The organism is Verrucomicrobia bacterium S94 (genome assembly GCA_004299845.1).
Classification (GTDB): domain Bacteria; phylum Verrucomicrobiota; class Kiritimatiellia; order Kiritimatiellales; family Pontiellaceae; genus Pontiella.
The window spans coordinates 341182-354749 of record CP036201.1; the positions used below are offsets into that span (position 1 = coordinate 341182).

The following is a 13568-nucleotide window of genomic DNA, read 5'->3' on the forward strand; positions in this document are numbered from 1 at the left end:
ACGGGGTTTAAAATAATTTGATTTTCGGGTTGATCAGAAAGCTTTGATCGTTACTATAGCCCGCCTTGTTCGAAACAAGCCGGCCGTTGAGACACACGGTGCTGGCTGAGCAAGGGCCGCTTTTAAGTGGCGTAAAATTGTTCTTTGAGACATCTGAAAACTTCGGGATTGCCGAGCGGAATTGCAATAATGCAGACCGGCTGATGTGTGTTTTAACATGCTATGTTGAGTAGGTGGAATTGCTGTCGATCAGTTATTCTTATAGGTTTTCGGGGTGTTGAAAATAATTTGATTTTTGGGTTGATCGAAACATAACGATCATTATTATAACCCGCCTTGTTTGAAACAAACGGTTCGCCGGATGTGACAGACAATTGATCTTTGAAAACAGAATAACTCATAAGTATATGACAACATGTAAGAAGCATCGCTTCGATTCAGAAGTGGTGCGGTTTGTTATAGCCAATGCTTTGAAACTTTGTCGATTGCCCTCCGGGGCAAGCGAGTTTTAAATATGCGAATAATTATACGAAACAGGATTTGAACCTGATCATTTTTTAAACAATTTGATGGAGAGTTTGATCCTGGCTCAGAACGAACGTTGGCGGCGTGGATTAGGCATGCAAGTCGAGCGGGATTCCATTTTTTCAATTCTTCGGAAGAGAAGTTATGGATGAGAGCGGCGAACGGGTGAGTAATATATGGGTAATTTGCCTCTTTGTTCGGGATAGCCATCGGAAACGATGATTAATACCGGATGTGTTCAGGTGCTGCATGGCACCTTATATAAAGGCGGGGATTCTTCGGAACCTGTCGCAAGGAGATAAGCCCATATCCTATCAGCTTGTTGGTGAGGTAACGGCTCACCAAGGCTTACGGGTAGCGGGTCTGAGAGGATGATCCGCCACACTGGAACTGAGACACGGTCCAGACTCCTACGGGAGGCTGCAGTCGAGAATCATTGTCAATGCACGAAAGTGTGAACATGCGACGCCGCGTGGAGGAAGACGGCCTTTGGGTTGTAAACTCCTGTCAGCAGGGAGGAAGGATGGTTTCCCTAATACGGAGGCCATTTGACAGTACCTGCAGAGGAAGTCACGGCTAACTCTGTGCCAGCAGCCGCGGTAATACAGAGGTGGCGAACGTTGTTCGGATTTACTGGGCGTAAAGGGTCCGCAGGCGGTCCTGTGTGTCGGATGTGAAAGCCCACGGCTCAACCGTGGAATTGCATTCGAAACTGCAGGACTAGAGTACTGGAGGGGAGAAGGGAACACTTGGTGTAGCGGTGAAATGCGTAGATATCAAGTGGAACACCGGCGGCGAAGGCGCTTCTCTGGACAGATACTGACGCTCATGGACGAAAGTTAGGGTAGCGAAAGGGATTAGATACCCCTGTAGTCCTAACCGTAAACGGTGTGCGCTAGGCGTGGGTGGCTTTACCCCCATCCGTGCCTGAGCTAACGCATTAAGCGCACCGCCTGGGGAGTACGGTCGCAAGATTAAAACTCAAAGGAATTGACGGGGACCCGCACAAGCGGTGGAGCATGCGGCTTAATTCGATGCAACGCGAAGAACCTTACCTGGGCTTGACATTCAGCTGCATACGACCCGAAAGGGACGTAGCCTTCGAGGGTGCTGAACAGGTGCTGCATGGCTGTCGTCAGCTCGTGCCGTGAGGTGTTGGGTTAAGTCCCGCAACGAGCGCAACCCCTGTGTTTAGTTGCCATCAGTTCGGCTGGGAACTCTAAACAGACTGCCTGTGAAAGCAGGAGGAAGGTGGGGATGACGTCAAGTCAGTATGGTCCTTATGTCCAGGGCTGCACGCGTGCTACAATGGGATGTACAATGGGAAGCTAAGCGGCGACGTGGAGCAAATCCTCAAAACATCCCCCAGTTCGGATCGTAGTCTGAAACTCGACTGCGTGAAGTTGGAATCGCTAGTAAAGGCGTATCAGCTACGACGCCTTGAATACGTTCCCGGGTCTTGTACACACCGCCCGTCACATCATGGAAGTCAGTTGCACCCGAAGTCGTTGATCCAACCCGTCAAGGGAGGAAGGCGCCTAAGGTGTGATTGATAACTGGGATGAAGTCGTAACAAGGTAGCCGTTGGGGAACCAGTGGCTGGATCACCTCCTTTCTAAGGAGAAGGCCGGTCGTAAGACCGGACCTAGGGTATCATCCTTCGGGATGCGGTACGTCGAAAGGCATACCACAAGGTTTAGGCATAACAAACCGCACCATTTCTGGAGCGAAGTGCTTCAAAATCGATTCTCTTATGAGTTATTCGGCGAGAATATGGACCAAACTGGGGGTATAGCTCAGCTGGGAGAGCGCCTGATTTGCATTCAGGAGGTCATCGGTTCGATCCCGTTTACCTCCACCATTTTTGAAATGGGGCGTGTAGCTCAGTTGGTTAGAGCGCATCCCTGATAAGGATGAGGTCACAGGTTCGACTCCTGTCACGCCCACCATTTCCATGGTCCACTCGTATAACATTTTTCCGCATTGAGCGGAGTGTTCTTTGACAATTGCATAGTATTGAATAACTGCAACAAGCGCATGTATACTTTATATATGTTACTTATTTATTAGTAACCTTGATTTGATCAAGCTACTAAGGGTGTACGGTGAATGCCTTGGCTTCAGTAGGCGATGAAGGACGTGTTAAGCTGCGATAAGCGTCGGGGAGGGGCAAAAACCCTTTGATCCGGCGATCTCCGAATGGGAAAACCCGGCAGGTGTAATGACCTGTCATCTGCGTATGAATAAAATAGTGCGTAGAGGCGATACCCGGTGAATTGAAACATCTTAGTAACCGGAGGAAAAGAAAACAACAGTGATTCCGTAAGTAGTGGCGAGCGAACGCGGAACAGCCCAAACCATCCTGTTTACAGGGTGGGGTGTGGACCACAATGTGGGACTTTAATCGATAGCAGAATCAGCTGGAAAGCTGAGCCATAGCGGGTGACAGCCCCTTAAGCGAAATCGTGATGAGCCCTAGTGGTATCCCGAGTAGGTCGGAACACGTGAAACTCTGACTGAATACAGGAGGCCCACCTCCTAAGGCTAAATACTAACTGAAGACCGATAGTGAACTAGTACCGTGAGGGAAAGGTGAAAAGAACCCCTGGAGGGGAGTGAAACAGAACCTGAAACCGTGCACTTACAAACTGTGGTAGCCCTTCGGGGTGGCCGCATGCCTTTTGCATAATGAGTCTGCGACTTACCGTATGTGGCAAGGTTAAGCATCTTCGATGTGGAGCCGAAGCGAAAGCGAGTGTTAATAGCGCGTCATAGTCGCCTGCGGTAGACCCGAAACCTGGTGAGCTACCCATGGGCAGGATGAAGCTTCTGTAATAGGAAGTGGAAGACCGAACCAGTACGTGTTGAAAAACGTTTGGATGACCTGTGGGTCGGAGTGAAAGGCTAACCAAACCAGGTGATAGCTGGTTCTCCCCGAAATACCTTGAGGGATAGCCTTGAGTGGTAGCAGATGGAGGTAGAGCACTGAGTACTCGATGGCCCCTCCCGGGGTACTGAGAGTTTTCAAACTCCGAATACCATCTGTGGAATCTCAGGAGTCAGACTGCGGGGGATAAGCTCCGTAGTCGAGAGGGAAACAGCCCAGACCGCCAGCTAAGGCCCCTAAATGATAGTTAAGTGGAGAAGGATGTCAGATCTCGAAGACAGCCAGGATGTTGGCTTAGAAGCAGCCACCATTTAAACAAAGCGTAATAGCTGACTGGTCGAGAGGTTTGGCGCCGAAAATGATCGGGGCTCAAACTATCTGCCGAAGCTGCGGGTTTTAACTACTGTTAAAGCAGTAGGGGAGCGTTGTGTACCGGGCTGAAGGGAAGGTGGAAACCGACCTGGACTGTACACAAGTGATTATGCAGACATGAGTAACGATAAGTGTGGTGAGAATCCACACCGCCGAAATCCTAAGGTTTCCTTCGGAAGGTTCGTCCGCGAAGGGTTAGTCGGCCCCTAAGGCAAGGCTGAAAAGCGTAGTCGATGGGAAACAGGTTTAATATTCCTGTACCGCCGTACATGAGTGAAGGAGGGACGCAGCAGGCTAGGTCAGCCGGCGATTGGAAATGCCGGTCTAAGGATGTAGGGTATTGGATAGGAAAATCCGTCCATGTTCGCCTGAGATCCGATGGGACTCCGAGCCCTTTGGGCAAAGAGGATTGGCTGATGCTGTACTGCCGAGAAAAGCTTCTAAACGTTGAATGTAAGGTGACCGTACCAAAACCGACACAGGTGGGAGGGTAGAGTATACCAAGGCGCGCGAGAGAAAAGTTGTTAAGGAACTCGGCAAATTAACCCCGTATCTTCGGAAGAAGGGGTCCTCGAGTTGGCCAGCAATTTACTTGTGATGTTAATTCGAGGCGCAGTGAAGAGGCGAAGGCGACTGTTTATCAAAAACATAGCACTATGCGAACTCGCAAGAGGAAGTATATGGTGTGACACGTGACCAATGCCAAAAGGTTAAGGCAAGGGGTTAGATCCTGTATCGAAGCTCTGAACCGAAGCCCTGGTGAATGTCGGCCGTAACTATAACGGTCCTAAGGTAGCGAAATTCCTTGTCGGGTAAGTTCCGACCTGCACGAATCGTGTAACGATCTTCGCACTGTCTCAACAACAATCTCGGTGAAGTTGTAGTTCCGGTGAAAATGCCGGATACCCGCGGCAGGACGGAAAGACCCCGTGAACCTTTACTGTGACCTGACATTGGGTTTTGGTACTTCATATGTAGGATAGCTGGGAGGCTTTGAAGCGGATTCGTCAGGATCTGTGGAGCCATTGGTGAAATACCAGTTTTGATTTATTGAAATTCTAACGCTGAACCCCTGAATCGGGGCAGCGGACAGTGTCTGGGAGTCAGTTTGACTGGGGCGGTTTCCTCCCAAAGAGTAACGGAGGAGCACAAAGGTACCCTCAGCACGGTCAGCAATCGTGCGAAGAGCGTATAGGTATAAGGGTGCTTGACTGCGAGACCCACAAGTCGAGCAGGTGCGAAAGCAGGTCTAAGTGATCCGGCGGTAGCTAGTGGTAGCGCCGTCGCTTAACGGATAAAAGGTACTCCGGGGATAACAGGCTGATGATTGCCAAGAGTCCACATCGACGCAATCGTTTGGCACCTCGATGTCGGCTCATCGCATCCTGGGGCTGGAGAAGGTCCCAAGGGTTGGGCTGTTCGCCCATTAAAGCGGTACGCGAGCTGGGTTCAGAACGTCGTGAGACAGTTTGGTCCTTATCCGCCGTGGGCGCAGGAAGTTTGAAGAGATTACTCCTTAGTACGAGAGGACCAGGATTAACATGCCTCTGGTGTTCCAGTTGTCGTGCCAACGGCATCGCTGGGTAGCTACGCATGGGAAGGATAAGCGCTGAAAGCATCTAAGTGCCAAGCCCCCTCTAAGATAAGACTTCCCTTTGGCTTTATGCCATCTCAAGGCTCGTTCAAGACTAGGACGTTGATAGGCTGGGTGTGAAAGTGTGGTGACGCATGAAGCTGACCAGTACTAATTAGCCGTGAGGCTTGATCTTAATTTTTTCTTCCTTATGGAAGGGAAAGGTTTTATGCCCGCTGTTTGCAAAAGTCGGCGCGGCAGACAAACCGTAGAGTTATACATGTCGTTGTTGTCGTTATTTCAATACTATGCAGTTGCAGATTTTTTGATGATTTTCCGGTTGCCATAGCGAGGAGGAAACACCTGTTCCCATTCCGAACACAGAAGTGAAGGGCCTCAGCGGCAATGGTACTAGGGGGCAGACCCTGGGAGAGTAGCACGCAGCCGGATTTATTTTTTCTTCCGATATACAGGAAGTATTTTTCCTCCAATGTATTTGGAGCACGGGTATCAGGCGGCCCCGGCTGCTTAATACCAACCTTATAACACTATGAGCGTCCACTGATTATGGGCCGTAGCGATAAGGTTTGTTCTTTTAGAATTTATTTTTGAAATAACGGTTGACTCGATAGCGAAATTTGCTACCTTGTTCGGCCCTTCAGCAAAAAAAAAGCTGAAGTTGATCTTTGAAAACAGAATAACTCATAAGTATATGACAACATGTAAGAAGCATCGCTTCGATTCAGAAGTGGTGCGGTTTGTTATAGCCAATGCTTTGAAACTTTGTCGATTGCCCTCCGGGGCAAGCGAGTTTTAAATATGCGAATAATTATACGAAACAGGATTTGAACCTGATCATTTTTTAAACAATTTGATGGAGAGTTTGATCCTGGCTCAGAACGAACGTTGGCGGCGTGGATTAGGCATGCAAGTCGAGCGGGATTCCATTTTTTCAATTCTTCGGAAGAGAAGTTATGGATGAGAGCGGCGAACGGGTGAGTAATATATGGGTAATTTGCCTCTTTGTTCGGGATAGCCATCGGAAACGATGATTAATACCGGATGTGTTCAGGTGCTGCATGGCACCTTATATAAAGGCGGGGATTCTTCGGAACCTGTCGCAAGGAGATAAGCCCATATCCTATCAGCTTGTTGGTGAGGTAACGGCTCACCAAGGCTTACGGGTAGCGGGTCTGAGAGGATGATCCGCCACACTGGAACTGAGACACGGTCCAGACTCCTACGGGAGGCTGCAGTCGAGAATCATTGTCAATGCACGAAAGTGTGAACATGCGACGCCGCGTGGAGGAAGACGGCCTTTGGGTTGTAAACTCCTGTCAGCAGGGAGGAAGGATGGTTTCCCTAATACGGAGGCCATTTGACAGTACCTGCAGAGGAAGTCACGGCTAACTCTGTGCCAGCAGCCGCGGTAATACAGAGGTGGCGAACGTTGTTCGGATTTACTGGGCGTAAAGGGTCCGCAGGCGGTCCTGTGTGTCGGATGTGAAAGCCCACGGCTCAACCGTGGAATTGCATTCGAAACTGCAGGACTAGAGTACTGGAGGGGAGAAGGGAACACTTGGTGTAGCGGTGAAATGCGTAGATATCAAGTGGAACACCGGCGGCGAAGGCGCTTCTCTGGACAGATACTGACGCTCATGGACGAAAGTTAGGGTAGCGAAAGGGATTAGATACCCCTGTAGTCCTAACCGTAAACGGTGTGCGCTAGGCGTGGGTGGCTTTACCCCCATCCGTGCCTGAGCTAACGCATTAAGCGCACCGCCTGGGGAGTACGGTCGCAAGATTAAAACTCAAAGGAATTGACGGGGACCCGCACAAGCGGTGGAGCATGCGGCTTAATTCGATGCAACGCGAAGAACCTTACCTGGGCTTGACATTCAGCTGCATACGACCCGAAAGGGACGTAGCCTTCGAGGGTGCTGAACAGGTGCTGCATGGCTGTCGTCAGCTCGTGCCGTGAGGTGTTGGGTTAAGTCCCGCAACGAGCGCAACCCCTGTGTTTAGTTGCCATCAGTTCGGCTGGGAACTCTAAACAGACTGCCTGTGAAAGCAGGAGGAAGGTGGGGATGACGTCAAGTCAGTATGGTCCTTATGTCCAGGGCTGCACGCGTGCTACAATGGGATGTACAATGGGAAGCTAAGCGGCGACGTGGAGCAAATCCTCAAAACATCCCCCAGTTCGGATCGTAGTCTGAAACTCGACTGCGTGAAGTTGGAATCGCTAGTAAAGGCGTATCAGCTACGACGCCTTGAATACGTTCCCGGGTCTTGTACACACCGCCCGTCACATCATGGAAGTCAGTTGCACCCGAAGTCGTTGATCCAACCCGTCAAGGGAGGAAGGCGCCTAAGGTGTGATTGATAACTGGGATGAAGTCGTAACAAGGTAGCCGTTGGGGAACCAGTGGCTGGATCACCTCCTTTCTAAGGAGAAGGCCGGTCGTAAGACCGGACCTAGGGTATCATCCTTCGGGATGCGGTACGTCGAAAGGCATACCACAAGGTTTAGGCATAACAAACCGCACCATTTCTGGAGCGAAGTGCTTCAAAATCGATTCTCTTATGAGTTATTCGGCGAGAATATGGACCAAACTGGGGGTATAGCTCAGCTGGGAGAGCGCCTGATTTGCATTCAGGAGGTCATCGGTTCGATCCCGTTTACCTCCACCATTTTTGAAATGGGGCGTGTAGCTCAGTTGGTTAGAGCGCATCCCTGATAAGGATGAGGTCACAGGTTCGACTCCTGTCACGCCCACCATTTCCATGGTCCACTCGTATAACATTTTTCCGCATTGAGCGGAGTGTTCTTTGACAATTGCATAGTATTGAATAACTGCAACAAGCGCATGTATACTTTATATATGTTACTTATTTATTAGTAACCTTGATTTGATCAAGCTACTAAGGGTGTACGGTGAATGCCTTGGCTTCAGTAGGCGATGAAGGACGTGTTAAGCTGCGATAAGCGTCGGGGAGGGGCAAAAACCCTTTGATCCGGCGATCTCCGAATGGGAAAACCCGGCAGGTGTAATGACCTGTCATCTGCGTATGAATAAAATAGTGCGTAGAGGCGATACCCGGTGAATTGAAACATCTTAGTAACCGGAGGAAAAGAAAACAACAGTGATTCCGTAAGTAGTGGCGAGCGAACGCGGAACAGCCCAAACCATCCTGTTTACAGGGTGGGGTGTGGACCACAATGTGGGACTTTAATCGATAGCAGAATCAGCTGGAAAGCTGAGCCATAGCGGGTGACAGCCCCTTAAGCGAAATCGTGATGAGCCCTAGTGGTATCCCGAGTAGGTCGGAACACGTGAAACTCTGACTGAATACAGGAGGCCCACCTCCTAAGGCTAAATACTAACTGAAGACCGATAGTGAACTAGTACCGTGAGGGAAAGGTGAAAAGAACCCCTGGAGGGGAGTGAAACAGAACCTGAAACCGTGCACTTACAAACTGTGGTAGCCCTTCGGGGTGGCCGCATGCCTTTTGCATAATGAGTCTGCGACTTACCGTATGTGGCAAGGTTAAGCATCTTCGATGTGGAGCCGAAGCGAAAGCGAGTGTTAATAGCGCGTCATAGTCGCCTGCGGTAGACCCGAAACCTGGTGAGCTACCCATGGGCAGGATGAAGCTTCTGTAATAGGAAGTGGAAGACCGAACCAGTACGTGTTGAAAAACGTTTGGATGACCTGTGGGTCGGAGTGAAAGGCTAACCAAACCAGGTGATAGCTGGTTCTCCCCGAAATACCTTGAGGGATAGCCTTGAGTGGTAGCAGATGGAGGTAGAGCACTGAGTACTCGATGGCCCCTCCCGGGGTACTGAGAGTTTTCAAACTCCGAATACCATCTGTGGAATCTCAGGAGTCAGACTGCGGGGGATAAGCTCCGTAGTCGAGAGGGAAACAGCCCAGACCGCCAGCTAAGGCCCCTAAATGATAGTTAAGTGGAGAAGGATGTCAGATCTCGAAGACAGCCAGGATGTTGGCTTAGAAGCAGCCACCATTTAAACAAAGCGTAATAGCTGACTGGTCGAGAGGTTTGGCGCCGAAAATGATCGGGGCTCAAACTATCTGCCGAAGCTGCGGGTTTTAACTACTGTTAAAGCAGTAGGGGAGCGTTGTGTACCGGGCTGAAGGGAAGGTGGAAACCGACCTGGACTGTACACAAGTGATTATGCAGACATGAGTAACGATAAGTGTGGTGAGAATCCACACCGCCGAAATCCTAAGGTTTCCTTCGGAAGGTTCGTCCGCGAAGGGTTAGTCGGCCCCTAAGGCAAGGCTGAAAAGCGTAGTCGATGGGAAACAGGTTTAATATTCCTGTACCGCCGTACATGAGTGAAGGAGGGACGCAGCAGGCTAGGTCAGCCGGCGATTGGAAATGCCGGTCTAAGGATGTAGGGTATTGGATAGGAAAATCCGTCCATGTTCGCCTGAGATCCGATGGGACTCCGAGCCCTTTGGGCAAAGAGGATTGGCTGATGCTGTACTGCCGAGAAAAGCTTCTAAACGTTGAATGTAAGGTGACCGTACCAAAACCGACACAGGTGGGAGGGTAGAGTATACCAAGGCGCGCGAGAGAAAAGTTGTTAAGGAACTCGGCAAATTAACCCCGTATCTTCGGAAGAAGGGGTCCTCGAGTTGGCCAGCAATTTACTTGTGATGTTAATTCGAGGCGCAGTGAAGAGGCGAAGGCGACTGTTTATCAAAAACATAGCACTATGCGAACTCGCAAGAGGAAGTATATGGTGTGACACGTGACCAATGCCAAAAGGTTAAGGCAAGGGGTTAGATCCTGTATCGAAGCTCTGAACCGAAGCCCTGGTGAATGTCGGCCGTAACTATAACGGTCCTAAGGTAGCGAAATTCCTTGTCGGGTAAGTTCCGACCTGCACGAATCGTGTAACGATCTTCGCACTGTCTCAACAACAATCTCGGTGAAGTTGTAGTTCCGGTGAAAATGCCGGATACCCGCGGCAGGACGGAAAGACCCCGTGAACCTTTACTGTGACCTGACATTGGGTTTTGGTACTTCATATGTAGGATAGCTGGGAGGCTTTGAAGCGGATTCGTCAGGATCTGTGGAGCCATTGGTGAAATACCAGTTTTGATTTATTGAAATTCTAACGCTGAACCCCTGAATCGGGGCAGCGGACAGTGTCTGGGAGTCAGTTTGACTGGGGCGGTTTCCTCCCAAAGAGTAACGGAGGAGCACAAAGGTACCCTCAGCACGGTCAGCAATCGTGCGAAGAGCGTATAGGTATAAGGGTGCTTGACTGCGAGACCCACAAGTCGAGCAGGTGCGAAAGCAGGTCTAAGTGATCCGGCGGTAGCTAGTGGTAGCGCCGTCGCTTAACGGATAAAAGGTACTCCGGGGATAACAGGCTGATGATTGCCAAGAGTCCACATCGACGCAATCGTTTGGCACCTCGATGTCGGCTCATCGCATCCTGGGGCTGGAGAAGGTCCCAAGGGTTGGGCTGTTCGCCCATTAAAGCGGTACGCGAGCTGGGTTCAGAACGTCGTGAGACAGTTTGGTCCTTATCCGCCGTGGGCGCAGGAAGTTTGAAGAGATTACTCCTTAGTACGAGAGGACCAGGATTAACATGCCTCTGGTGTTCCAGTTGTCGTGCCAACGGCATCGCTGGGTAGCTACGCATGGGAAGGATAAGCGCTGAAAGCATCTAAGTGCCAAGCCCCCTCTAAGATAAGACTTCCCTTTGGCTTTATGCCATCTCAAGGCTCGTTCAAGACTAGGACGTTGATAGGCTGGGTGTGAAAGTGTGGTGACGCATGAAGCTGACCAGTACTAATTAGCCGTGAGGCTTGATCTTAATTTTTTCTTCCTTATGGAAGGGAAAGGTTTTATGCCCGCTGTTTGCAAAAGTCGGCGCGGCAGACAAACCGTAGAGTTATACATGTCGTTGTTGTCGTTATTTCAATACTATGCAGTTGCAGATTTTTTGATGATTTTCCGGTTGCCATAGCGAGGAGGAAACACCTGTTCCCATTCCGAACACAGAAGTGAAGGGCCTCAGCGGCAATGGTACTAGGGGGCAGACCCTGGGAGAGTAGCACGCAGCCGGATTTATTTTTTTCAGCCCCGATTATTTTAATGATTGGGGCTTTTTTATTCGTATACGTCTTTTCCGGAGTAAGCGTCTCTTCGGCGACCGCCTTGACAGGATTACGAAATCGTATTTGCGAGGATTGCTTGTATGCGTCTTTTCGATCACCCTATTGACAATGGCTATGCGGTTTGTTTCCGGGCGGCGGCCCAGCGGGCTGGTGTCCAGTTCGAAACTTCGGACTGCTGCATGGTCGGCAAAGCGTCGAGCAGTTCTTTGAAATATTCGGAAGGATTGATTCCCGGTTTTCGGCAGGTTTCAACGAGGCTGTAAATGACCGCGCTGGTCTGTCCGGAGCTGGGGCTTCCGAAGACAGAAAGTTCTTTTTCCCGATCGCTGCAGGACGGATGGCGTTTTAGACGAGATTGTTGTCGATTTTTAGGGTTTCGTGTCCGAGGTTCAGGTTGAGGGCGCCCGGCGGTAGAGTGAGTAGGTGATGGCGTTGCCGAAGTTGTGCGGCAGTTGCCGGAACCCTTCGGCTTCGAGAACAGGTTTAATCCTTTACAGAAAGGGTGCTGAGTATGTCTTGCGATAAGTGTTATGGTCGGGTTCGGGAGGGCACGCAGTTTGTTTTCAATCAGGTGAAGTTTCGCGATGCGTTGTACGGTGTGCTCTGCCGGCGGGTTTCCCGGAATGTTCTTGAACTTACGGCGGGCGTATACCCGGCTGGCTGCATGTATGATGGCCGCTTTTTCTTCGGCATGCTTTGGGCCATTAAGCCGGTCTGGGTTCGCTCCGTAGCCGTCGGTTTACAGCATCCGGTGTAACCGGAACGCATAGAGTAGAGATAGCTCGCGGAACGTATATGTTTTTTATGATCAGAGGAGCTTTGTTTGCAGTGTTTATGTATTCCTTTGCGGATCGGAATCATGATGCAGCATGACAGAATGTCTGGAAGGTATTCCGTTCGGCACCGGAGGTAGGCTCTTCTGCTTGGCGGATTGGTTTTGTGTATTTTTTAAGTCTTTTAACAAAGCGGCTGTTCAGTAAAGGGTTTGTTTGTCCGCACAAATGACTGTCTGTTGCATAAAAGCATGATATGTCTCTGTGCAGTCATTCGTTTTCTTAGTCTGCGACAATCTGCGGTTGTGGCTCCTTGGCAGCCTTCCAGAGGCTGGAGATGCAGGCGGCACTGGAAATTTCGAGGTTGATGTGGCTGAGGCCGTCGAGGCGCAATTGTGAAGCCACAGTCCGCAGAGCGGTGTCAGGCGTATTGCAGTCGGAGCTGAGGTGGGCGAGGAAGACATGCTCGAGGTGCTCGGTGGCACTTTCCGAAATCAGCCGTGCGGCATCCATATTGGAGAGGTGACCCTGGCGGCTGCGAATGCGCTGTTTCAGTGCCCAGGGGCGCGGAGCTTCGTGTAGAAGATCCTCGTCGTGATTGGCTTCAACAATGATGGCCTGGCAGCCGCGCAGTTTTTCGCGTACCAGCGCGGTGGGCATGCCGAGGTCGGTGACGGATGCAACTGAGACGCCGTTTGCTGTGAGGCGGAATCCGACCGGTTCATAGGCATCGTGCGGGACGGAGAAGGGTTCTATGGTCATATCGCCGATCCGGAAGGGGGATCCGGTCTGAAACACTTTTACGTTAATTTCATCGGATTTGGGCTGGCGACGGATGCCGTTGAGAGTCCCGGCGTTGGAATAGACCGGAATCCCATGGCGTTTCTGAAGTACACGAATACCGCCGATGTGGTCACCGTGCTCGTGAGATACGCAGATACCGTTAATGCTTTCGGGAACCACACCGATCTGATCGAGCCGGATGGCCATCTGTTTGGCGCTGAGGCCTGCGTCGATTAAAATACGGGTTTTCTCTGAAGCGATATAAATAGAATTACCAGAACTTCCGCTGGCAAGAACACAAACTTCCAAACTCATGAGGCTGTTACTCCAACTGTTTGCGACATGATAGCGAAGACCACACGCGTGACAAAATCATTCGGCGATTAATACGTGGTGTACAGGAAAAGTGACAGAGTTTGGAGGAGTGGGTGAATCCGGAAAGCTGTAAAACCGTTCTTTGCCCTTCATATTTTTTTCTAACATGGCTTGAGAT

General features: G+C 50.5%; 2 protein-coding genes, 4 tRNA genes and 6 rRNA genes. 11 read left to right on the forward strand and 1 reads right to left on the reverse strand.

All coding sequences use genetic code 11. The features are described from left to right. The first annotated feature begins 566 nt into the window (after nt 1-566). From EGM51_01480 to EGM51_01530, 11 genes are all read left to right on the forward strand, one after another. Nucleotides 567-2148 (forward strand): 16S ribosomal RNA (locus tag EGM51_01480). A gap of 162 nt (nt 2149-2310) precedes the next feature. Then, a tRNA-Ala gene (locus EGM51_01485) sits at nt 2311-2386 on the forward strand. An 11-nt stretch (nt 2387-2397) separates the two neighbouring features. Then, nucleotides 2398-2474, forward strand: a tRNA-Ile gene (locus tag EGM51_01490). 129 nt (nt 2475-2603) lie between these two features. Then, nucleotides 2604-5554: ribosomal RNA gene (locus EGM51_01495) — 23S ribosomal RNA — on the forward strand. Between the two features lie 138 nt (nt 5555-5692). After that, nucleotides 5693-5807, forward strand: a 5S ribosomal RNA gene (rrf, locus tag EGM51_01500). 421 nt (nt 5808-6228) lie between these two features. After that, nucleotides 6229-7810: ribosomal RNA gene (locus EGM51_01505) — 16S ribosomal RNA — on the forward strand. Between the two features lie 162 nt (nt 7811-7972). Next, nucleotides 7973-8048: transfer RNA gene (locus tag EGM51_01510), tRNA-Ala, on the forward strand. 11 nt (nt 8049-8059) lie between these two features. Continuing rightward, a tRNA-Ile gene (locus tag EGM51_01515) sits at nt 8060-8136 on the forward strand. 129 nt (nt 8137-8265) lie between these two features. Further along, nucleotides 8266-11216, forward strand: a 23S ribosomal RNA gene (locus tag EGM51_01520). 138 nt (nt 11217-11354) lie between these two features. After that, nucleotides 11355-11469: ribosomal RNA gene (rrf, locus tag EGM51_01525) — 5S ribosomal RNA — on the forward strand. The 16S, 23S and 5S rRNA genes sit together here with 4 tRNA genes alongside, the layout of an rRNA operon. A 561-nt stretch (nt 11470-12030) precedes the next feature. Beyond that, on the forward strand, nt 12031-12276 hold the full coding sequence (locus EGM51_01530) for a hypothetical protein (GenBank protein QBG46145.1): 246 nt from the start codon (nt 12031-12033) through the stop codon (nt 12274-12276). Between the two features lie 298 nt (nt 12277-12574). Here EGM51_01530 and EGM51_01535 read toward each other — a convergent pair whose 3' ends face one another. Continuing rightward, nucleotides 12575-13390, reverse strand: coding sequence for an MBL fold metallo-hydrolase (locus tag EGM51_01535; GenBank protein ID QBG46146.1), 816 nt, complete (start codon nt 13388-13390; stop codon nt 12575-12577). Between the last annotated feature and the right edge of the window lie 178 nt (nt 13391-13568).